This is a genomic window from Mesorhizobium sp. YR577 (assembly GCF_900116595.1).
In the GTDB taxonomy this organism is placed as follows: domain Bacteria; phylum Pseudomonadota; class Alphaproteobacteria; order Rhizobiales; family Rhizobiaceae; genus Mesorhizobium_M.
Genome location: NZ_FPBI01000002.1, coordinates 1 through 21,290, shown reverse-complemented (window position 1 = coordinate 21,290; position 21,290 = coordinate 1). Strand labels below are relative to the sequence as shown.

Here is a 21,290-nt window from a genome sequence, read left to right as displayed (position 1 = left end):
TGGGTCAGGTGCTGCGCAGTTCATGTTTTGCATGAACTGCTTAATCCATCACTGCAGTTGCCAATTTCACGGGACCTGCTTATTGCCTTCAGAGTCCAGATCGGTCGGCTAGCCTAGGGAACATCATTTTGGGAACAGGACTTGATCCGTCACTGCTCGACGGCCAGACCATCGCTGCGCTGATTGCCGGCCTGGCTGCCACTGGCGTGATTTCGGGCATACTGGCCGGGCTGCTCGGTGTCGGCGGCGGCATTGTGATTGTGCCGGTGCTATTCTGGGGGCTGACGCTTTTCGGGTTTTCTCCCGCCGTCATCAGTCACCTTGCGGTTGGCACTTCGTTGGCGGTCATCATTCCGACTTCGATCTCCTCGATGCGGGCGCACAACAAGCGCGGCAACGTCGACAGATCGCTGCTGAGGCTCTGGGGGCCGACCATCTTCATCGGTGCGCTGATCGGCGGCATCATGTCGAAGTATATCCCCGGTTCCGGGCTGCGCTTCGTCTTTGGTGTTGTCGGCATATTGGTCGCCATCAACATGGCGATCCCGAAGACCCTGGTGATTTCGGATCATCTTCCCAAGAGCGGCTGGATCAACCGGGCGATCGCCACTGTCATCGGTTTCATCTCATCGCTGATGGGTATCGGCGGCGGCACGCTTTCGGTGCCGACGCTCGCCAGCTTTTCCTTTCCGGTCCACCGCGCCGTCGGCACGTCGTCAGCACTTGGGCTGCTGATTGCTCTTCCGGGTGTCGCGGGCTTCATCTGGGCTGGCCTGGAGATCGCCGGGCGCCCGCCACTCAGCCTTGGCTATGTCAGCCTGCCGGCGGTCGCCATCATTGCGCCGGTCAGCTTTCTGTTTGCTCCGCTGGGCGCCCGCCTCGCTCATGCGCTGAATCCGCGTTACCTGAAGCTTGCCTTCGCTTTCTTCCTGGCGATCACGTCAGCGAGGATGTTGCTTTCCTGAGGGTACATCAGGAGGGCAGGGGACCGCGCTGGCCGAGACCTGTCAGCCATTGCCCTCGACTGGCTCGCCGGGGTTTTCCACCAGAAGCTTGCCGAGATGCCGGCCGAGGAAACGCTGGATGTCGTCCATGAAGGTGTAGACCACCGGCACGTAGACGAGACTCAGCACCGTAGAGGATAGCAATCCGCCTACGACTGCGATGGCCATCGGCGCGCGTGTTTCGGCGTCGGCGCCGATGCCGAGCGCGATCGGCAGCATGCCGGCACCCATGGCGATCGAAGTCATGACGATCGGCCGTGCCCGTTTTCTGGCTGCATCCAGCAGTGCTTCGATGCGGCTCATGCCGCGCTCCTTCTCGGCGATCAGCGCGTATTCGACCAGCAGGATCGAGTTTTTGGCGGCTATACCCATCAACATCAGCAGGCCGATCAGGGCCGACAGACCGAGCGCCTTTCCGGCGATCAGCAGGAAGCCGAGCGCACCGCCAACAGACAGCGGCAGCGCAACAAGGATCGTCACCGGCTGAACGAAGCTGCGGAAAAGCAGCACCAGCGTCAGATACATCAGCAGAATGCCGGCAACAATGGCGGTGGCGAAGCCGGTGAACAGTTCCTGCATGCGCGCCGCATCGCCGCGTGCCAGTTCGTGAATGCCATCTGGCAGGCTCTGCATCACCGGCAGCGCGCGGATGGCGACCGTCGCCTCGCCGAGCGTGATGCCGGAAAGGTCGGCCTCGATGGTGGCACTGCGGCTGCGGTCTACCCGCGTGATGCTGTTGGGACCCGCGTTGAAGCTGATGTCCGCCACCGAACCCAGTGGCACGGTGCCTTTCGTGCCGGTCAACGGCAACATGGCAAGCTTGGCGGGATTGTCTATCGCGCCATCCGGCAAAGTGACCACGATCGAGACCTGCCGGTCACCGAGATTGAATTTCGGCAGGCTTGTGTCGGTGTCGCCGATCGTCGCGATCTTCACCGTCTGGGCAATTTCGGTCGCCGTAATGCCAAGCTCGGCGGTGCGGGCGTCGTCGGGGCGAACGATCAGCTCGGGCTTGGTCGCGGCAGCCGTCGAAGTTGGGTTCATCAGGCCAGGGACCGATTTCATCTGGTCGATCAGCGTATCGCTTGTCTTCTGCAGCACATCGCCATTGTCACCGACCAGTGTGATCGACACCTTGGCGCCAGAGGAGCCGTCGGCTCCGAACTGGATCCGCGCGCCGGGAATGTCGTTGAGCTTAGGCGAGGCTTCCGCTTCGAATTGCTGCTGGGAAACGCTCCGTTCGTCCCGCGGCTTCAGATTGACCGTCACATTGGCGCTGCGGACCTCCGCCGAGGAAGAGCTGCGGTTCGGCCCGCCACCGGACTCGGCAGCCGTGCCTACCGTGGCGAAGATGCTTTCAATTGCCGGCTCGCTCTCGAGACGCTTGGTGATCTCCTTCACCACGGCGGTGGTCTGCTCGATTGTAGAGCCTGGCTGCAATTCGACCGAGATCATCGAACGGCCGCGATCGGTCGCCGCCATGAATTCCGTCGGCAGTTGCGTCGCCAGCGACATCGATCCAACGAAGAAGGCGATGCCGGCGATAAGCGTGATCCAGCGATGGTTGAGTGCTGCACGCAGGAGCCAGATATAGGTCGGCACCCAGGCTGGTGTATCGTCTTCGCTGTGGCCGCCGGCACGTACCAGATAGGCGCCCATCAGCGGCGTCAGCGTGCGCGCCACAAGCAGCGAAAACAGAACCGAAACGCAAACCGCGACCGCGAAGCTGAAGAATATCTTGCCCGGAATACCCGGCATGAAGGCAACCGGCAGAAACACGGCGACGATCGTCGCGGTTGTTGCCACCACGGCAAGACCGATCTCGTCGGCGGCCTCAAGTGCTGCCTGATAGGCGCTCTGGCCGGTCTCTCGCATATGGCGGACGATGTTCTCGATCTCGACGATGGCATCGTCGACCAGAATGCCGACCACCAACGAAAGCGCCAGCAGCGTGATGTTGTTGAGCGAAATGTCGAAGAGCGCCATGACGGCGAAAGTCGGGATCAACGACAGCGGCATGGCGACAGCTGAAACCAGCGTCGCGCGGATTTCGCGCAGGAACAGCCAGACCACGCCCACCGCCAGCAGCGCGCCGAGCCACAGGGCTTCAAACGCGGCATCGTAGCTTTCCAGCACGAAATCGGAGGAGGATGTGACTTCCGTGAATTTCACGGACGGGTTCGCGCTGCCTATCTCGGCGATCGAAGCGCGCGCGGCCTTGACCACATCGACCTCGCTCGAACCGACAGACCGGTAGATGTTGAAGGCAACGATCTCCTTGCCGCCGAGATAGGCAGCTTGGCGGGGTTTCTCCCAGCTATCGGTCACCTTGCCGAGGTCGGCCAGCCTGACGTTGCCGCCCGTAGTGAGCGGAATGCGGGTATCGGCCAGTGCCTCGACAGTCGAGACGCTGCCAAGGGTGCGCACCGACTGCTCCTGGCTGCCGATGGTGGTGCGGCCGCCGGGCTGATTGACGTTAATGGAGGCAAGCGTCTGGCTGACATCGCCGGCGCTGATGCCGAGGGCGGCCAATCGGTCGGGATCGAGTTCGACACGGATGACCCGGTCGACACCGCCGGAACGCGTGATCTTTGAGACGCCGTCGACGCCGAGTAATGCCTTGGCGACATCGTTGTCGACATACCAGCTCAATGCGTCGGGCGACATTGCAGGGGCGTCGACCACGAAGGTCAGCACCGAACTGCCGCTGGCGTTGACCTTCGACACGACCGGCTCCGTCGCGCCCGCCGGGAGGCTGGACTGCACGGTCGAAACGGCGTTGCGAACGTCGTTGGTGGCCGTCTCGGGATCGGTATCGAGGGTGAACTGGATGGTCGTCGTGGAGGAGCCCTCGCTGATCGAGGTCGACACGTCGTCCACGCCTTCCAGGCTCGCCACCGTATTTTCGATGACGCGTGCGACCTGCACCTCCATCTCGCTCGGCGCTGCTCCCGATTGGGAAACAGTGACGGTGACGGTCGGCAGGTCGATGTCGGGCATATTGTTGGTGCGAAGCTGCATGAAGCCGTAGAGCCCGGCGATCGTCAGCGACAGGAACAGGACGATGGTCGGCACCGGATTGCGGATCGACCAGGATGATATGGCGTTCATTGGGCTGCTCCGGTGCTGGACGCGATCTGTTCCCCGTCAATGGTTGCGACGCGGACAACATTGCCATCGTTGAGGAAGCCCGCACCGGAGACGACGACGCTCTCCCCGCCAGCCAAACCATCGGTCACAACAACACGGCCGTCCCTGTGGTTTCCGGTTTCGATTTGACGCGCCAGCACTTTACCGTCTTCACCAACGATGAAGACGTTCGGCTTGCCGTCGCGCCAGATCAGCGCGCTTTCAGCAACATTCAGGCCTTCCGTGGAAGATGTGGTGATCGATACGCGAGCGAACATGCCGGGCCTGAGACCGGAATTGTCTCCAGGCGTGACATAGACGAGACCTAGCCGCGTGGTTGCATCGACCTTCTGCGCAATGGACGAAACCGTGCCCGACAGGGTGTTTCCCGAAGCGTCAGTTATGGTTGCATGATTGTTCACCGCTATCCTGGACAGGTCCTTGTCGGGAACCTGGACGGCGATCTCAGCCTTGCCGTCGCGCACGATTCTCATCAGTTCCGTGCCGGACTGTACAATGGAGCCAGCGACCGCCGGTCGTGTCGAAACCGTGCCGGCAAAAGGCGCGCGGATTTCCGTCTGGGCCAGAGAGACGGCAATGCGGTTGGCTGCGGCCTCTGCCTGCGCGAGTTGAGCCGCGGCGGTCTTGACGGTGGTAGCTCGTTCTTCTGCGGTTTCGGCACTGATCGCCTTGCTGGCGAGCAGCTTCTGGCCGCGCGCCTCGGCATTCTTGGCCGCCTCCAGCGTCGCGCGCGCCTGCTGAACCGCGGCCTCTTGCTCGGCAAGTTGAGCCTTGAGCAGGGCATCGTCCAGTTTCGCAATAATCTTGCCCTTGGTGACCTGGTCGCCTTCGCTGACCGGAACTTCAACCAGTTGCAGGCCGCTGGCCGGCGAGCCGATGATAGCTTCCTGCCAGGCTTGCACGGTACCGGTAGCGGTGATGGACGAGGTGATCTTATCCTTGCTCACCGTTTCAACCGCGACGGTCAGAGATGCTGCCTGGGCCGGAACTGGCGATGCAACTTCAGTCACATCGGCGTTGCCGCGGCCGTAAGCCTTGATGATGGCAACGATCGCGACTGCAAGGACGACAGCTGCCAGCGCCAGATATCTTTTACGCGATGATCTTGTGGTCATGGGTCTCGTTGCCGTCCGCTGATTGGGGCTGCTGGTGATTGGATATATCGAGTGAAAGTCGCCACGCGCCAAAGGCGAGCCTCGTCGCACCGGTAAAACCCTGCACAGGCTGAAATGCCCGGCTGGAACCGCGACGCGGCGAACCGGGCGCGACCGCCATGAGCAGACGCAGCATCAAGAACATTTCCCACATGGGGAGATTCCTCTTTCATCCATCCAATGGTGAAGGCTCGGATTGATGCCGGCCGGCCCGCCAATGGCCCCGCGGACCGGCCGGCGCAGCAGGTCAGGGCTGACCGTCGGTGGGCGGGACCGGGCTTGGGGAGGGCCCGCCGTCATCCGGTCGACCTGCTGCTCCCTCGGCAAAACCGGCACGCGGACCATGCGGCCGGTCCATGCGGTTCGCCGAGGCAAGCTGTTCGAGCTGTTCGGGTGTCAAAGTGGTGCGCAACGTTGCGATCGCTGCCTTGAGCTTTTCGGCCGCTGCGGCACGCTTGCCGATTTCGTCGGCCAGCCTTTCGTCGCGGGCGAACGGATCTTTCCGGGCTTCCGTTCCCGGTTGTGGGCCGCGAACGAAATCGCCGGGGCGCGGCGGTGCCAGGACGGTTTGTAGTGCGCTGGTGTAATCGCGCCAAGCATCAAGCTGTTCGGCCCGGATACCGATACGGGTCTCAACCGCCGAAAGCCTTGCTGCAAGCATGAACTCGCGCGGCGGTCCCATACGCATTGGGCCAAAATGGCCGTTCCCCGGACCGCGCCAACCGTCGGCACCGTCCGGTCCATGCCTCATCGGTCGCCCTGGCGCAGGCGGATGCATGGGAGAATTGTCCAGGCCACCTTGAAGCGCAACGACCGGCAGGTCATCGTCCGGTGCTTGAGCAAAATCGGCCTGCTGCGCCAATGCAGGGTGAATGGCAGCGACGGAGAAGAGACCGAGCGCAAAAAGCGTGTTTCGCATGATGTAATCCTTTCCTGCGTGCTTCGGATGGCAGGAAGATAGGAAGTACTTTTTTCCGTTATGCGTCGGCGTGTTGCCGAAGATTTCCGCAAAGGAGAGATTTGTTTCCGAAGGTTTCCGTTTCGAGGCTGGAAACACTTAGTTGCAAATTTTCGTGCCTCTCGCCGTCTGCTCTCCCTATAATCAGCACTGAACACCAAACGGCGCTGGGCATATCATGCAGTCACTACCTCACATCCTTGTCGTTGATGACGACCGCGAGATCCGCACACTTCTCGGGCGCTATCTCGATGGTCAGGGTTTCCGGGTCACCACGGCGGCGGACCGGCGCGAATGCGAACAGAAGCTCGGCTCCGGCCAGTTCGACCTGATCGTTCTCGACGTCATGCTGCCCGACGGTTCGGGGCTCGACATCTGCCGCGGCCTGCGTGATCGCAAACCGCATATCCCCGTCATTCTGCTGACGGCGCTCAAGGAGGATGTGGATCGCATCATCGGGTTGGAACTTGGCGCCGATGACTATCTCGGTAAGCCCTTCAACCCAAGAGAATTGACAGCTCGTATCCGGGCCGTACTGCGTCGATCGGGGCCGGAAGAAGCCGTTGCGCCGCGCGCGCGTATCTACCGGTTTGCCAACCACACCCTGGAGCCGGACACCCGCGAGGTAATCGATGAGCAAGGTGCGACCGTCGATCTCACCGGTGCGGAATTCGATCTGCTGCAGGTGTTTCTGGAACGGCCCGGCCGGCTTTTGTCACGGGACCAGTTGCTCGATCTGACCCAGGGTCGCGAACGCGATCCACTTGATCGCTCCGTCGACGTGCTGATGAGCAGGCTGCGCCGCAAGCTTGGCGAAACCCCAGACGCACCGTTGTTCAAGACCGTCCGCAATGGTGGTTATCAGCTCACCGCTCGCGTTGAAACCTCGGAGCAGCCGGTATGACTTCTCTGCGCAAGCGGCTCATACTGCTGCTGGTCGCTTCGATCGTCGGCGTTGTCGCTCTGGCGACGACCGCCGCTATCAGCGTCATGGGCGGGCCGCGTCCGGAAGTGCTGATGGAGCCTGTCGCGCGCCAGATACGGCTTCTGGCGCAGCTCATTCCCGATGAGGTTCCGGGCATCAAGCGTGTTCCTATAGACCTGTACGATCATCCGGCAGACGGGATCAAAGACCAGAAGCACACGAGCGTGCTCAATGACATTCTGCATCGTGACGGCCTCAACCTTCAGGCGGTGGTGACACGGGCCATCGGCAAACGCGGCATGGAGGCTTCGGTCAACCTGCCCGACAGGCGATGGATGATCGTGGATGTCCCGAATTTCTCGCCTCCGCCTCGTGGCTGGCTTGTTCTGGCGGGCTGGATCACGTTGATCGTGCTTGGTGCGACGGCGGTATCTCTCTATTTTACGGCAGTTCTTACGAGACCGCTGGAAATGCTGGAGGCAGCAATAACCAAGATTGGACCGGACGGCGTTCTCGCCCCGCTGCCGGAGGATGGCTCAGGCGAGGTCAGGGCAACGGCACACGCACTCAATCAGCTCTCTGCCAGATTGAAGACAGCCATGGAAAGCCGCATGCGGCTGGTTGCAGCCGCCGGTCACGACCTGCGCACGCCCATGACGCGGATGCGCCTGCGCGTTGAGTTCCTCGACGAAGACGAACGCGAAAAGTGGCTCAACGATCTCGATGAACTCGACCGCATTGCCGACAGCGCTATCCGCCTGGTGCGTGAGGAAGTCGATCAGGATGATGTCGAAACCGTCCAGCTTGAGAAACTGGTCCGCGACATTGTCGCCGAAATGGAATCGCTCGGGCATCGCGTGACGATAGAACGCCTTGAGGCGGTTTCGGTGCGGGCCGGCGCTCTTGGTCTGCGGCGCGCCATTCGCAACCTTATGATCAACGCCGCCACCCATGGAGCCGGTTGCAGCGTTACGCTGACCGCCTCCAACGGGAAAGCAATGCTTGGCCTGACCGATCGGGGGCCGGGCATTCCTCCGGAACTGCTGGACAAGGCGTTCGAGCCGTTCTTCCGGGTTGATCCCGGACGCAGACAGTCCGTGCCTGGCGCCGGCCTCGGTCTCGCCATCGCCAAGGAAATTATCGAGCGCTACGGCGGTACCGTGATCCTGCAAAACCGTGACGGAGGAGGGCTTTGTCAGAGGATCGTTTTCGACGCCGTCTCTCAACGTCCCGGGGCGCCTGACAAAGCTGCTTCCGCCTGAATCTGCCGTGCTTGAAGTTTACAGAAGCCGCTCCGTGGAACCCAGAACGCGGAAAACGACCGGTTCAAATCGCAGACGCGGCTAATATGAGAGAAGTCGGACGTCGATGCCTTTCGAGACGCTAGAGCGGGCCTGAACCACCGTCACCGCAATCATGTGGAAAGCGTCATCTGCCGAGCAGCCGCGGGAGAGGTCGTTGGCCGGTTTGGCGAGGCCCTGGAGGATTGGTCCGATGGCGGTTGCGCCGCCGATGCGCTGGGCGATCTTGTAGCCGATATTGGCAGCGTCGAGATTGGGGAAGACGAAGACATTTGCCTCGCCGTGCAGGGCCGAGTTGGGTGCCTTGGCGGTGCTGACCGCCTCGACGAAGGCGGTATCGAACTGCAACTCGCCATCGATGACGAGACCGGGGTCGGCGGCATGGGCCAGCCGGGTCGCCTCGACCACCTTGGAAACGCGCTCATGCGCAGCACTTCCGGCTGTCGAGAAAGACAACATCGCTACCTTGGCCGGCGCGCCGGCCAGCGCCGTATAGGAGCGCGCCGACATGCGGGCGATGTCGGCGAGACCGGCGGCGTCCGGGTCGACGACCAGTCCGCAATCGGCGAAGACGAAAGCCCCTTTCTTCACATGATGCGGCTCGCACAGCATCATCAGAAAGAAGCTTGAGACGAGACTGACGCCGGGCGCGCGGCCAATGGTCTGCAGGGCCGCACGCACGGTGTCGGCGGTGGTGGCAACCGCGCCGCCGACCGTCCCGTCAGCTTCGTCTTCACGCACCATCATTCCAGCGAAGATGAGCGGCGAACGCAACGCTTCAGTCGCCGCAGCCTCGTCGACGCCCTTGGCCTTGCGCAACTGATGATAGGCGGCGGCAAGGCGAGGCCCAAGCGGCGAGATCGCTGGATCCTCGATGCGGAACGTCGCTGTCTGTACGCCGGCGGCGGCGAGCCTGTCTTCGATGATCTGGCGGTTGCCGATGAGGATGATCTGGGCAATCCCCTCACGCTGCGCGCGGATCGCTGCCTCGATGATGCGTGGATCCTCTCCCTCTGCCAGCACGATGCGCTTCGGTGCCTGCCGGGCTGTTTCGATGATGCGGTCGAGCGGTTTCATCAGGCATGCCCCAGATAGTAGATGCCGGCGAGTATGAACAGGCCGATGAAGATCGTCTCGGCGACGATCAGAGCGACCGCGTCGCCGCCGACATCGAGCACGCGGCGCAGCGAGGTCTTCATGCCGACGGCAACGATGCCGGCGAGTAGCGCCCAGCGCGAGGCCTCCATGCCGGCCTTGGCGACAACTTCAGGGATGGGGCCGAAGGAGTTGACGGCGGCGAGGATCAGGAAAGCGACGACAAAGCCGGGCAGCAACGGTGGACGCTTGCCGGTCTCGCCGCCTTGCTGCGGCACGTTGCGCAGGGCAATGGAGAAGATCAGCACGACCGGGGCGAGCATGGTAACGCGGATCAGCTTGACCAGCGTCGCCGTTTCGCCCGCTTCCGGCGAGACCGAGAATCCCGCACCGACCACCTGGGCGACATCGTGGATGGTGCCGCCGAAGAAGATGCCGGTGGCGCGCGCATCCAGTCCCAGGGTCTGGGCGATGATCGGATAAGCGATCATCGCAAGCGTGGAGAGCACGGTTACCGACAATACCGTGAAGATCAGGTTGCGCTCGGAGAATTCGTTCCTGGGCAGCACGGCAGCAATGGCCATCGCAGCTGAGGCACCGCAGATGGCTACCGAGCCACTGGTGATAAGCGCCAGCCGCCAGCCGCGACCGAGCAGCTTTGCCGCGATCAGGCCAAAGCCGACGGTAGCGGCGATTGCCGCGACCAGCAGAAGGATGGTGCTGGCGCCTAACCCGATAAGCAGGTCGACACTGATGCGCATGCCGAGCAGCGCCACGCCGATGCGCAGCACCTTCTTGGCGCAGAACTCGATGCCGGCGACGCAGCGGCCCTCTTCGGACAGGAAGTGGAAGGCGATGCCGAGAAGTAGCGCCATCAGCATGGCCGGTGCGCCGTAGTGGTCGGAGAGGAACTGCGCCGCGATGGCGACGGCGGCGGTCACCGCGAGGCCCGGCCAGTAGTTCGAAAAGACGGATGGCAGGCCCTGGAGGTACGGTTGTGCAGCGGCGTTTGTGTTCATGTTTTCGTTCCAGTTACTGCCATGGGATGCTGGCGCTAGCGGCCCGCCCGTCGGGCAGGGCGGGCCGTGCAGGCGTGGTGTCTCAGGCCAGTTGCTGCGTGCGCATGTCGGCCCTGTCGATGCCGGCGACCGGCACCGGCTTCTTCATCGCGTCGCGGCGGAACGGCTCGCCGAGTTCCTGGTTGAGGATCACTTCAACGAAGGTGGTGACGCCCTTGGCCTGATCCTCGAGCGCCTTGGCAAGCGCCTCGGTCAATGCAGCCGGCGTGTCCGCGACGACGCCCTTCAGCCCACAGCCTTCGGCCACCTTGGCATAGCTGAGGTTGGGGTTAAGCTCGGTGCCGACGAAGTTATTGTCATACCAAAGGGTCGTGTTGCGCTTCTCCGCTCCCCATTGATAGTTGCGGAAGATCACCATGGTGATGGCCGGCCAGCCCTCGCGGCCGATCGCACCCATCTCGTTCATCGAGATGCCGAAGGCGCCGTCCCCGGCGAAGCCGACAACGGGCACATCCGGTCGGCCGATCTTGGCGCCGACGATCGACGGAAAGCCGTAACCGCAGGGGCCGAACATGCCGGGCGCCAGGTATTTGCGGCCCTTCTCGAAGCTCGGATAGGCATTGCCGATGGCGCAGTTGTTGCCGATGTCGGTGGAGATGATCGCCTCCTTCGGCAGCGCTGCCTGGATCGCCCGCCAGGCCTGGCGCGGCGACATACGGTCCGCCTCACGGCGGCGTGCACCGGCGTTCCACTCGGTGCCCGGGTCGTCATCCTCGTGGTCCATCGACGACAGCTGCTGCAGCCAGGCCGAACGGGTCTGGTGGATCGCCGCCTTGCGTGCGTCGCGGTCGATGTTGCCTGCCGATGGTGACAACTGATCGAGAATCTGCCGCGCCACCTGCTTGGCATCGCCGCAGATGCCGACGGAGACCTTCTTGGTCAGGCCGATGCGGTCGGCATTGATGTCGACCTGGATGATGGCGGCGTTCTTCGGCCAATAGTCGATGCCATAGCCCGGCAGCGTCGAGAATGGGTTGAGGCGGGTGCCAAGCGCCAGCACCACATCGGCCCTGGCGATCAATTCCATTGCCGCCTTCGAACCATTGTAGCCGAGCGGGCCGGCGGCAAGCCGATGGCTGCCGGGGAAGGCGTCATTGTGCTGGTAACCGCAGCAGACCGGTGCATCGAGCCGCTCGGCTAGCGCCATCGATTCCGCGATCGCCTCGCCGATCACCACGCCGGCGCCGTTGAGGATGACCGGGAACTTTGCCTGCGACAGCAGCTTCGCGGCCTCGGCGATCGCCTGCTGTCCACCCGATGGACGTTCCAGCCGCACGATGCTCGGCAGGTCAACGTCGATGACGTGGGTCCAGTAATCGCGCGGGATGTTGATCTGCGCAGGCGCACAGCCGCGCCACGCCTTCTCGATCACCCGGTTCAGCACTTCGGGAATGCGCGAAGGGTCGCGCACCTCTTCCTGGTAGCAGACCATCTCCTCGAACATCGCCATCTGGTCGACTTCCTGGAAGCCACCCTGTCCGATGGTCTTGTTGGCCGCCTGTGGCGTCACCATCAGCATCGGCGTGTGGTTCCAGTAGGCGGTCTTCATGGCGGTGATGAAGCCCGTGACGCCGGGGCCGTTCTGACCGATCGCCATCGCCATCGTACCGGTGGCGCGGCTGAAGCCGTCGCACATCATGCCGGCATTGGTCTCGTGCGCGCAGTCCCAGAACTTGATCCCGGCTTTCGGGAACAGATCGGAGACCGGCATCATCGCCGATCCGATGATCCCGAATGCATGCTCGATGCCATGCATCTGCAGGACTTTCACAAATGCTTCTTCCGTCGTCATCTTCATGGTCTTGTTCCTTTCGATTTCGGGTCGGTGTCGTGCCCTGGCGGGCTAGAGAATTTCGTCCTTGAGGTAATACCAGCGGTACATGCCCCACTGGCCGAGACGCCTGAACGGCGTCAGCAGTCCGTGGCTCGGCAATGGCGAGGTGAAGATCGGCAGGTCGAGGCCGCCACCCTTGCCGGCGACCATCTGGGCCATGCGCCGGCCGGCCTGGGCCGAGTACATGACGCCGTTGCCGCCATAGCCCATGGCGTAGAACAGCTGCTGCTTGGGGTCGGGCCGGAAGATGCGCGGCATCATGTCGTGACTGACATCGACCCAGCCCCACCAGGAGTAGTCGACCTCGATGCCACGCAGCACCGGAAACTTGCGGTAGAGCCCTTCAAGCAGCAGATCGAGATGCTTGCGGTTGGTCGCGTCGCGGCCGGTGATGGCACTGCGGCTGCCGATCTGCACCCGGCCGTCCGGCAGCATGCGGTAATAGTGGCGCAGGGTGCGGGTGTCGGTGAGCGGGATGCGCGTCTGGAAATTCAGTGTTTCGCGCTCGCTATCGGTCAGCGGCCGCGTGACGATCGAGTTCGACAAGATCGGCATCAGTCGATGCCTGGTGAGTGCATGCAGACCCGGCGAAGTGTAGCCAGCCGTGGCGATGCAGACGACGCGGGCGCGCACCGTGCCGCCTGGCGTCCGCAGATGATGGACGCCACCCTTGAGCTGGCAATCGAGCACCGGGCTAGACGTATGCACCTTGGCGCCGAGCTTGCGGGCCAGCTTGAGATACCCGAAGGCGAGCTTGGCGGCGTGGATGCCCATGCCGTCCGGTTCGAACATCGCCCCCTTAGCCTCGGCATCACGGACGAAGTCTTGATAGACCTCGTCGCGACCGACGATACGGGCCGGGTAGCCGAATACTTCGTTTAGAAGGCGCGTTTCCTTCTCCAGCGCCGGCATCACCTTGTCGCGGTGGGCGATGTAGAGGTGGCCGCCATCCTGCGCGTCACAGTCGATTTCGGGCGAACGGATCAGGTCGCGGAAGACATCGAACGCCTCGCTGATCTCGACATGAAGCTTTTTGGCGACATCGACACCCCAGCGTTCGATCCATTGCGAGCGCTTCAGCCGGCCGGACGAAAGCTGGGCCTGGCCGCCATTGCGGGTGCTGCAACCCCAGGCGACGCCATTGGCCTCCAACACGGTTGCCTTGATGCCGTGTTCCTTCGCCAGGTGGATGGCGCAGGACAGGCCGGTGTAGCCGGAGCCGACAATGGCGACATCGACGTCGACATCCTGCGTCACCGGGCCATCATCTTCCGGCGGCGTGCCGGCGGTGGCGATCCAGTAGGTCGGCGCATAATCCTTGCCATCGCCGGGATTGGCCGCATGCACCGGATCGTAGGCCGGGTCGAACGGCTTGCGCTGGGCTGTCGGCCGTGTCAGCTGATGTTCCATCTGCCGTTCCTTTCTGCTTCTGCTCAGCTCTTGGCCGGCGCCGGAATAAGCGGACGGTTCTTGCGGAACGCCTGCTTGCCGATGATCTTGCCGTCCCGTAATTTGAACAGGTCGCAGCCTTCGGCCTCAACACGGCTGCCGTCGGCATTGGTGCCGGAGAAGGTCCATTCCGAAACCGCCCGGTCGCCATGGACCAGGTGGTTGTGATGATCCCAGCGCGCGTCAGGCATAGCTTTCCAGACGCCGCTGAAGGCGGCTGCGATGGGGCCGGGGCCTTCGAATCGAGTGCCGTAGACTTCCGGACCGCCGATCGCGTTGAAGACGCAATCCTCGGCGAAGAAGGCCATGACGCCGTCAATGTCGTGCCGGTTGAAGGCGTCGAAGAGACGGGCAAGATCTTCGGTAGTCATCGACATTTCTCGGTCCTCATGTCTTTCGCGGCGGCGCCATTCAGGCAGAGCTTCGCCGTGGCCGGGACAAGCCGGCTGTTCGTCACGATGTGTTGGTCTGGTCGGTTCGGCGGATCAGCCGGGTGGCGATGTCGCCGGATGAGTGAGCGCTGTCATCAGATCTTGCCCTTCCAGGGAATGAGCACCTTTTCCAGGTAGCGGATCAGAAGGTCGAAGGCGAAGGCGAAGATGCCGATCACGATAATGCCCATGATGACGGTATCGCTGGCGAGATATTCGGCGGCATTGAGCACCATGAAGCCCAGGCCGCGGTGGGCGGCGACCATTTCGGCCGCGACCAGCGTTGTCCAGCCGACGCCGATGCCGATGCGCATGCCGGTGAAGATTTCAGGCAATGCGGCCTTGAGGATGACTTGGCTGATGACCTGAGTGCGGGTAGCGCCCATCGCATAGGCGGCGTGGATTTGCTCGGTCGACACCGAGCGCACCCCGGCGCGGGCGGCGATGGCCATCGGCGCGAAGATGGCCAGGTAGATCAGGAACACTTTTGGAAATTCGCCGATGCCGAGCCAGATGATGATTAGCGGCAGATAGGCGAGCGGCGGCAGTGGCCGGTAGAATTCGATGATCGGATCGAACAGGCCGCGCACGACGCGGTTGACGCCCATGAGGATGCCGATCGGTACTGCGGTGAGCAGTGCCAGGACGAAAGCGCCGAGCACGCGCCCGAGGCTGGCCATGGTGTGCTGCACCAGGGTCGAGTTCGACACGCCCTCGGTCATGGCGATGACGAACTTGTCCCAGACGGCGAGCGGCGAGGGCAGGAACAACGGCTTGACCCAGCCCATCTCGGTGACCAGCAGCCACAGCGCGAAAAGCGTGAGCGCGGTGACCAGGCTGATATAGCCGCTCATGCCTTCGCCGGGGGCGCCATAGATCTTGCCCGGGCTTGCGGACTTGGCTCGCGAGAGGCGCTCAAGCATGGAGGTGTTCCGGGCTGCCGGACTGGAGTTCGTCGCCATAGATAATGCCGAGGATCTGCTCTCGCATCTCGATGAAATCGCGGCTGGATTTGATTGCACGTGCGTTTCCCTCCTCCAGGAAGCGTCGATTGAAATCGAGCTCATAAGTGTGGGTGATCCGGCCTGGCCGTGGCGACATGACGATCAACCGCGAGCCCAGGAACAGCGCCTCTTCGACGCTATGGGTGATGAAGAAGAACATCTTGTTGGTGAGCTGCCAGACCTTGAGCAGCAGCTCCTGGATGGTTTCGCGCGTAAGCGCGTCGAGCGCCGCCATCGGCTCGTCCATCAGCAGCATCGCCGGGTCGCAGGTCAGTGCGCGGGCAATGCCGACGCGTTGCTGCATGCCGCCCGACAGATGATAGATCATGTGGCGGTGGAAATCCTGCAACCCGACCAAAGCGAGGTTCTTGGTTGCGATCTCGCGCCGCGTGGCCTTGTCGACCCCGCGCAGCTTCAATCCGAATTCGGTGTTGTCGATGACATTCAGCCACGGCAGCAGTGCATGTTTCTGGAACACCACGCCGCGATCGGCTGCTGGGCCGACGACGGCGCGGCCGCCCAGTGTGATGTCGCCGGCGCTTGGTGCCATGAAGCCGGCCATAAGGTTGAGCAGCGTGGTCTTGCCGCAGCCCGACGCACCGAGCGCGACGACGAAATCGCCGCTGTTGATCTCAAGGTTGACGCCCTTGAGCGCGATGACCGCCTGATCTGAATAGAGGCCTGGATAAGTCAGGCTGACATTACTGACGTTGAGGGTTTCCATCTCGCGACCTTTCGAAAGACTGTTCACTCGAATGACAAGACGCGCCGCCGCCAGGACACTGGCGGCAGCGCTTCCTACGTCACTCGGACGCGGCCTTGGCGTAGCTACCGTTGACGAAGGGCGCATAGTCGTCGAGTGCCTTGTCGATCTGCTTCTGAGCGGCAAGGAACTTGGCGCTTTCGACCAGGGCGCGGGTTGCGCCGCCACCCAGCCAGAGGTCTGAAGCCTGCTCGGCAGCGTTCGGGAAGGAAAGGAGATTGAGCGCTTCGACTGCACCGGCGCCGTCACCGCCGATAAGCTTGACGATGCCCTGAACCTGCGCGGAGTCTGGGGTCCACGCCGCCTTGTTGGTGTTGTAGTCGGAATAGGCCTGGGCCAGCACCTTGGTGAAGGCGGTCATGAATTTCGGGTTCTCGGCGGCCCAGTTCTTGTCGGCGACGAGGCCGTCGAAAGTCGGCACGCTGGCGGCGCCGATGGTTTCGGAGTCGGCGATGACCTTGCCGTTCTTCATGAGCTCGGACAGAGCAGGTGGCCAGACATAGGCGGCATCGATGTCGCCGCGCTGCCAGGCGGCGATGATCTGCGGCGGCTTCATGTTAAGGATGTTGACCTCGCGCGGATCGACCTTCCACACTTGTTCGAGACCGACCAGCAGATGGAAATGCGACGTCGAGACGAAAGGCACGCCGACATTCTTGCCCTTGAGGTCTTCCGGCTTTTCGATGCCGGAACCCTCGCGGGCAACCAGTGCTTCCGACTTGCCGATATTGTCGAGGATCCAGAACAGTTCGAGGTCGACGCCGCGTGTGGCGGCGGCGGTGGTGCCGGTGGAGCCGATGACCCCAATCGGCACATTGCCGGAAGCCAGAGCGGTCGAGATGTCGCCGCCCGAGCTGAACTGACGCCAGTCGATGGTGTAACCGGCTTCCTTGGCCGCCGCATCGAAGCGGCCGTCGGCGATTGCGGTGATGAATGGACCCACGATCTGCTGATAGCCGACCACAACCGTGGTTTCAGCGAAAGCTAACGTGGAACTGAACAGACCGGCGACTACCGTTGCGGTGCCGGCCATATATTTGAAAGACATAAAATGCATCGTCGTTTCCCTCTTGTTTTTGTGCCACCGGTTGTTCCGGGAATTTGCCGGCTTTGGTGCCGGTCTTGGTTCTGTCTAAAGGGATAATTGAGTAAGACCAATTGCCTTATATCCAGATAGGAAGTTGAATGAATCCAGTTTGAGCGATGCAGGCAGAGCCAATGGCGCACGCGACCGTTTCGGAAACGATCTTCTTTCTCGACCAAAATAGCCGGATCGGCCTGCAGGCGCAGATTCGCGAAACGATCGTCTCGGCCGTCTTGTCGGGCCGCCTGCTGCCGGGCGCGCAACTGCCCTCGACGCGCAAGCTTGCCGAATACCTGAACATTTCGCGCATCACCGTGACGCTGGCCTATCAGGAATTGGCCTCGCAAGGCTATGTCGAGACTGCAAGCCGCAGCGCCTATCGTATTGCCGGCAATCCGCCGACCCTGGCGCTGGAAGCGGCGATGCCGGCGGCAGAGGCTGATCACATCGACTGGTCTGTGCGGCTCCGTTCGACCTTTATCGTCGCCAAACAGATGCAAAAGCCGCTCGACTGGCGTCGTTACCCATACCCGTTCCTCTATGGCCAGATGGACCCGTCGCTGTTCGATCTCGGTGCGTGGCGCGACTGTGCGCGGCGGGCGCTTGGACGCGAGGATTTCGAGCTGATGGCCGGCGACTTCGCCGCCGCCGATGATGTCCAGCTGGTCAACTACATCTGCTCGCGCACACTGCCCAGCCGGGGCATCCGCGCCAGCCAGGATGAGATTCTGGTGACTGTGGGTGCCCAGAACGCTCTGTGGATCGTCACCCAGCTCTTGCTGGGGCAGGGTGCCCATGCCGTTTGCGAAAACCCGTGTCACCCCGACATGAGTGCATCGCTGCGGCTGAGCGGCGCCGAAGTGACGGCCATCGATGTCGACAAGGAAGGTTTGCGGCCGGCTTCGCTGCCGCAGGAGGTTGACGCCGTCTTTGTGACACCCAGCCATCACTCTCCGACCGGCGCCACGATGCCGATCGAGAGACGGACAGCATTGCTGGAGGCCGCTGCTGCGAAGGACTTCATCATCGTTGAGGACGACTATGAGTTCGAGATGAGTTTTCTGGCGCCGCCATCGCCGGCGCTGAAGGCGTTCGATCGCAGTGGCCGCGTCTTCTACATCGGCAGTTTTTCGAAGTCGCTGTTTCCGGGCCTGCGGCTGGGCTATCTGGTCGCGCCAGCTCCGGTGATACGCGAGGCGCGGGCATTGCGGGCGCTGATGCTGCGTCATCCGCCCGGTCATCTGCAACGCACCGCCGCTTATTTCCTGGCGCTTGGCCACTATGACGCGGTGATCCATCGGATGCGCCAGGAGTATCATCGCCGCCATATCGTGATGGCCGAAGCGTTGCAGCAGAACGGCTTCACCATCGCAGGGTCTTCAACCTTCGGCGGCACGTCCTTTTGGATCGAAGGGCCCGAAGGGCTCGACGCCGATCTGCTGATGAACGAGTTACGCCAAGATGGCGTGCTGATCGAATCCGGTTCTCCATTCTTTCCCGGTGCTGACGGCCCGTGCCGCTTCTTTCGAATGGGCTATTCATCGATACCCGCCAACCGGATCGCTGAAGGCGTTTCGCGTACCGCTAGGCACATGCAGCGCGTAAGCGAGCAATAGAGTGCCGGCTTTGTGCGCTGATGGATCGATCGTTCATCCAGCAGATCGAAGCGTATTGAGGCATAACATTTGATTGAGCGATATGTTTCGTAACAGTTCCATAATGTACAACTTACAGTTGTAGCAGGTACATTCTATTTTCAGGTGCGACATGCCATTGGCTTGGCAGCGATGCCTTCGCCGGTCCGAAGAATGCCGCATATTTCGGCCAACGGGATGTAGTGTGATGCATAGTCCTATATCGGAGGACGTGTGATGATCACTATCCTAAATCAACCGTTGACGGCGGTGGTATGTCAAGGTAGATACATCATCCTGATCGTTCGGACCATTTGATCTAGGACTATGTATCATGGCCTACCAAAGCGAAAGCCTGATCGCGCAAACACGCGAGGTCCGTGAGGCCTCCGGGGTTAGTCAGCGCGCCCTGAGTAAGCGCGCCGGGCTGACGCAGAGCCATATCTCCCAAATCGAGAGCGGAAAGATGGAGCCTGGGCTGTCGAGTTTCATCGACATAACCCGCGCGCTCGATCTCGAACTCATGCTCGTGCCGAAGAAACTGGTGCCCGCAGTGCTAGGCCTGGTCAAGGCGCAAGCAACGCCCGACATGCATATTCATGCCGGTCAGCCCAACGACAAGCGCTTCGCCCGCGCCGAACGGCTGGTCAAGAAAATGAAGGAATTTTACGGAAGCTCGGCCGACCTCGATCGCGTCGAGGATACGCTCCGTTTCCTGCGGCGAATGAATCTCGCCGATCAGGAGATGCAGCTCGTGCGCGAACTCATCGCTCGGCTAGAGCGCTACCAGGCGAGCGACCAAGCGGCGCCCATCATCCGTGACATCGCGCAGAACCTGCAACGCTTACGCAATTCGATCGCCCATGGCGGTTCAACCGAACCAAGGCCTGCCTACTCGCTCGACGAAGGTGACGACGATGCCTGACGTCTCGGTTCTCGATGTGCGGCTCTACGGTGAGCCCATTGGCACGCTAACCCATTTGCAGGGCGACCGGACGATCTTTGCCTTCAACGACCACTATGTCGAAAACCCGGACCGGCCGACCCTCAGTCTCTCGTTCAAAGACGATCTGGGCGGCCTCATTACCAAAATTCGCCCGACACAGCGGGTTGTGCCGCCATTCTTCTCGAACCTTCTACCCGAGGGAGGGCTGCGGCGTTATCTCGCCGAGCGGGCCGGGGTCAATCAGCAACGCGAATTCTTCTTGCTCTGGGTGCTAGGCCTAGACCTGCCGGGAGCGCTGTCGATTCATCCCGCGGCCGATGACGCCCTGCCACCTGGCGCCGGCGAGGATTTGCCGGAGAATGCCAAACCCAATGCGCTGCGCTTTTCGCTCGCTGGCGTGCAACTCAAGTTCTCCGCATTCCAGAATGCCGGCAAGGGCGGGGGCCTGACCATTCCCGCCGAAGGAGTCGGTGGCTCTTGGATCGTGAAGCTGCCGTCTCAGCAGTTCGCCGGCGTTCCCGAAAACGAGTTTTCGATGATGACGATCGCCGGGATGATCGGCATGGAGGTGCCGATCATCAACCTAATCGATCTCGATGCGATCGCCGGCATTCCAGACGGTATCGGCGAGCTAAAGGGACAGGCGCTTGCTGTCAGCCGCTTCGACCGAACCGTCGACGGTCCTGTCCACACCGAGGATTTCGCGCAGGTTTTTGGCGTCTTTCCAGACAACAAGTACAAGCGTGCGAGCTACGCAAACATCGCACACGTCATCGGCACAGAAGCGGGAGACGCCGGCGCCGCCGAGTTTATCCGGCGCTTGGTATTCAGTGCGCTGATTGGCAATGGCGACATGCACCTCAAGAACTGGTCGCTGATCTATCCGGATCGACGAACGGCTGCGCTCTCGCCGGCCTACGACCTGGTGTCGACCATTCGTTACATGGAGGGCGAGGATACGGCCGCCCTCAATTTCTCGCGAACAAAGAAGATGGCTGAGCTCAACGCTGATGAGCTTCGACATATGGCGGCGAAGGCACTACTCCCAGAAAAGCTTGTCATCGACACCGCCGCCGAAACTGTCCAACGATTTCGGCAAGCGTGGGAGGCTGAGAAGAGGAATCTTCCTCTCGCCGCCGCTGTCGTCAAGGTGATCGACGCACACGCCCCGACCGTGCCGCTCTATAGCGAACTCGGATAGGCGGAGGGATTGTTTTAACCCAAGCCGTGCCGCGAGCAGCCAATGTACTGGATCCGGCCCAGCTTGTTCGGATCGAAGCCGTACATCGCGGCTTCCTTTTTCAGCATCTGTACGCTGTGCAGTGCCTGCTGTCGGTGGCGGCAATATCGATGCAGAGTGTCCAGGTTGAGATGCGACAAGGGTTAGGGTTCAAACCCATTTATCGCGTTGATTTGGCGTAGCAAATCAGATTCAGGATTTCCGATCAACGGATTGGAGGCTTGGATGGGTCGGTTGTT

Annotated in this window: 18 protein-coding genes; 6 read left to right on the top strand and 12 right to left on the bottom strand. The window is 61.9% G+C overall.

The window, feature by feature from the left end; all coding sequences use genetic code 11:
- Nucleotides 1-128 precede the first annotated feature (128 nt).
- A complete protein-coding gene (locus BM413_RS03055) occupies nucleotides 129-965 on the top strand; it encodes a sulfite exporter TauE/SafE family protein (protein ID WP_091910394.1) in 837 nt (278 codons plus the stop codon).
- A 42-nt stretch (nucleotides 966-1,007) separates the two neighbouring features.
- On the opposite strand, the gene BM413_RS03050 is transcribed toward BM413_RS03055, so the two are convergent.
- The 4 genes from BM413_RS03050 to BM413_RS03035 all read right to left on the bottom strand — a co-directional run bounded on the left by BM413_RS03050 (nucleotide 1,008) and on the right by BM413_RS03035 (nucleotide 6,227).
- Entirely contained in the window at nucleotides 1,008-4,115 is a 3,108-nt protein-coding gene (locus BM413_RS03050) for an efflux RND transporter permease subunit (RefSeq protein ID WP_091910392.1), read from the bottom strand.
- A complete protein-coding gene (locus BM413_RS03045) occupies nucleotides 4,112-5,269 on the bottom strand; it encodes an efflux RND transporter periplasmic adaptor subunit (protein ID WP_091910390.1) in 1,158 nt (385 codons plus the stop codon). The genes BM413_RS03050 and BM413_RS03045 overlap by 4 nt, the downstream gene beginning before the upstream one ends.
- Complete coding sequence (locus tag BM413_RS03040) at nucleotides 5,247-5,447, bottom strand: hypothetical protein (protein ID WP_139238548.1); 201 nt, start codon at nucleotides 5,445-5,447, stop codon at nucleotides 5,247-5,249. The genes BM413_RS03045 and BM413_RS03040 overlap by 23 nt, the downstream gene beginning before the upstream one ends.
- 108 nt (nucleotides 5,448-5,555) lie before the next feature.
- Nucleotides 5,556-6,227 carry a hypothetical protein gene (locus BM413_RS03035; RefSeq protein WP_091911069.1) on the bottom strand — a complete coding sequence of 224 codons (672 nt, stop codon included), beginning with the start codon at nucleotides 6,225-6,227 and terminating at the stop codon, nucleotides 5,556-5,558.
- 217 nt (nucleotides 6,228-6,444) lie between these two features.
- Between BM413_RS03035 and BM413_RS03030 the strand changes: the two genes are divergently transcribed.
- A complete protein-coding gene (locus BM413_RS03030) occupies nucleotides 6,445-7,170 on the top strand; it encodes a response regulator (RefSeq protein ID WP_091910386.1) in 726 nt (241 codons plus the stop codon).
- Nucleotides 7,167-8,453: an ATP-binding protein gene (locus BM413_RS03025; protein WP_091910384.1), complete on the top strand. Its 1,287-nt coding sequence runs from the start codon at nucleotides 7,167-7,169 to the stop codon at nucleotides 8,451-8,453. Before BM413_RS03030 ends, BM413_RS03025 begins: the two co-directional genes overlap by 4 nt.
- 81 nt (nucleotides 8,454-8,534) lie before the next feature.
- Here the strand turns inward: BM413_RS03025 and pta are convergent, their stop codons facing one another.
- From pta to tauA, 8 genes are all read right to left on the bottom strand, one after another.
- Complete coding sequence (gene pta, locus BM413_RS03020) at nucleotides 8,535-9,569, bottom strand: phosphate acetyltransferase (RefSeq protein ID WP_091910382.1); 1,035 nt, start codon at nucleotides 9,567-9,569, stop codon at nucleotides 8,535-8,537.
- The gene (locus BM413_RS03015) at nucleotides 9,569-10,606 is read right to left on the bottom strand and encodes a YeiH family protein (protein ID WP_091910381.1); all 1,038 of its coding nucleotides are present in this window, start codon (nucleotides 10,604-10,606) and stop codon (nucleotides 9,569-9,571) included. The genes pta and BM413_RS03015 overlap by 1 nt, the downstream gene beginning before the upstream one ends.
- Before the next feature lie 82 nt (nucleotides 10,607-10,688).
- A complete protein-coding gene (xsc, locus tag BM413_RS03010; protein ID WP_091910379.1) occupies nucleotides 10,689-12,464 on the bottom strand; it encodes a sulfoacetaldehyde acetyltransferase in 1,776 nt (591 codons plus the stop codon).
- 45 nt (nucleotides 12,465-12,509) lie between these two features.
- Nucleotides 12,510-13,910, bottom strand: coding sequence for an NAD(P)/FAD-dependent oxidoreductase (locus tag BM413_RS03005; RefSeq protein ID WP_091910377.1), 1,401 nt, complete (start codon nucleotides 13,908-13,910; stop codon nucleotides 12,510-12,512).
- A gap of 23 nt (nucleotides 13,911-13,933) precedes the next feature.
- The gene (locus BM413_RS03000; protein ID WP_091911067.1) at nucleotides 13,934-14,320 is read right to left on the bottom strand and encodes a nuclear transport factor 2 family protein; all 387 of its coding nucleotides are present in this window, start codon (nucleotides 14,318-14,320) and stop codon (nucleotides 13,934-13,936) included.
- A 155-nt stretch (nucleotides 14,321-14,475) separates the two neighbouring features.
- Nucleotides 14,476-15,303 (bottom strand): ABC transporter permease subunit, encoded by an 828-nt coding sequence (locus tag BM413_RS02995; protein WP_091910375.1) that lies wholly within the window; start codon nucleotides 15,301-15,303, stop codon nucleotides 14,476-14,478.
- The gene (locus BM413_RS02990) at nucleotides 15,296-16,108 is read right to left on the bottom strand and encodes a taurine ABC transporter ATP-binding protein (protein WP_091910374.1); all 813 of its coding nucleotides are present in this window, start codon (nucleotides 16,106-16,108) and stop codon (nucleotides 15,296-15,298) included. Before BM413_RS02990 ends, BM413_RS02995 begins: the two co-directional genes overlap by 8 nt.
- Nucleotides 16,109-16,187: 79 nt before the next feature.
- Nucleotides 16,188-17,204, bottom strand: coding sequence for a taurine ABC transporter substrate-binding protein (gene tauA, locus BM413_RS02985; protein WP_091910372.1), 1,017 nt, complete (start codon nucleotides 17,202-17,204; stop codon nucleotides 16,188-16,190).
- Between the two features lie 161 nt (nucleotides 17,205-17,365).
- Here tauA and BM413_RS02980 point away from each other — a divergent pair, with 161 nt between their 5' ends.
- From BM413_RS02980 to BM413_RS02970, 3 genes are all read left to right on the top strand, one after another.
- Entirely contained in the window at nucleotides 17,366-18,847 is a 1,482-nt protein-coding gene (locus BM413_RS02980) for a MocR-like pyridoxine biosynthesis transcription factor PdxR (protein WP_091910370.1), read from the top strand.
- A 352-nt stretch (nucleotides 18,848-19,199) separates the two neighbouring features.
- A complete protein-coding gene (locus BM413_RS02975) occupies nucleotides 19,200-19,790 on the top strand; it encodes a helix-turn-helix domain-containing protein (RefSeq protein ID WP_091910368.1) in 591 nt (196 codons plus the stop codon).
- Nucleotides 19,783-21,012: a type II toxin-antitoxin system HipA family toxin gene (locus BM413_RS02970; protein WP_091910366.1), complete on the top strand. Its 1,230-nt coding sequence runs from the start codon at nucleotides 19,783-19,785 to the stop codon at nucleotides 21,010-21,012. Before BM413_RS02975 ends, BM413_RS02970 begins: the two co-directional genes overlap by 8 nt.
- Nucleotides 21,013-21,290 lie beyond the last annotated feature (278 nt).

Excerpts from the sequence above, each read along its gene's own strand:
- BM413_RS03050 (WP_091910392.1), bottom strand. The coding sequence starts at position 4,115 with ATGAACGCCATATCATCCTGGTCGATCCGCAATCCGGTGCCGACCATC.
- BM413_RS03045 (WP_091910390.1), bottom strand. The coding sequence starts at position 5,269 with ATGACCACAAGATCATCGCGTAAAAGATATCTGGCGCTGGCAGCTGTC.
- BM413_RS03035 (WP_091911069.1), bottom strand. The coding sequence starts at position 6,227 with ATGCGAAACACGCTTTTTGCGCTCGGTCTCTTCTCCGTCGCTGCCATT.
- BM413_RS03030 (WP_091910386.1), top strand. The coding sequence starts at position 6,445 with ATGCAGTCACTACCTCACATCCTTGTCGTTGATGACGACCGCGAGATC.
- BM413_RS03025 (WP_091910384.1), top strand. The coding sequence starts at position 7,167 with ATGACTTCTCTGCGCAAGCGGCTCATACTGCTGCTGGTCGCTTCGATC.
- pta (WP_091910382.1), bottom strand. The coding sequence starts at position 9,569 with ATGAAACCGCTCGACCGCATCATCGAAACAGCCCGGCAGGCACCGAAG.
- BM413_RS03015 (WP_091910381.1), bottom strand. The coding sequence starts at position 10,606 with ATGAACACAAACGCCGCTGCACAACCGTACCTCCAGGGCCTGCCATCC.
- xsc (WP_091910379.1), bottom strand. The coding sequence starts at position 12,464 with ATGAAGATGACGACGGAAGAAGCATTTGTGAAAGTCCTGCAGATGCAT.
- BM413_RS03005 (WP_091910377.1), bottom strand. The coding sequence starts at position 13,910 with ATGGAACATCAGCTGACACGGCCGACAGCCCAGCGCAAGCCGTTCGAC.
- BM413_RS03000 (WP_091911067.1), bottom strand. The coding sequence starts at position 14,320 with ATGACTACCGAAGATCTTGCCCGTCTCTTCGACGCCTTCAACCGGCAC.
- BM413_RS02995 (WP_091910375.1), bottom strand. The coding sequence starts at position 15,303 with ATGCTTGAGCGCCTCTCGCGAGCCAAGTCCGCAAGCCCGGGCAAGATC.
- BM413_RS02990 (WP_091910374.1), bottom strand. The coding sequence starts at position 16,108 with ATGGAAACCCTCAACGTCAGTAATGTCAGCCTGACTTATCCAGGCCTC.
- tauA (WP_091910372.1), bottom strand. The coding sequence starts at position 17,204 with ATGCATTTTATGTCTTTCAAATATATGGCCGGCACCGCAACGGTAGTC.
- BM413_RS02980 (WP_091910370.1), top strand. The coding sequence starts at position 17,366 with ATGGCGCACGCGACCGTTTCGGAAACGATCTTCTTTCTCGACCAAAAT.
- BM413_RS02975 (WP_091910368.1), top strand. The coding sequence starts at position 19,200 with ATGGCCTACCAAAGCGAAAGCCTGATCGCGCAAACACGCGAGGTCCGT.
- BM413_RS02970 (WP_091910366.1), top strand. The coding sequence starts at position 19,783 with ATGCCTGACGTCTCGGTTCTCGATGTGCGGCTCTACGGTGAGCCCATT.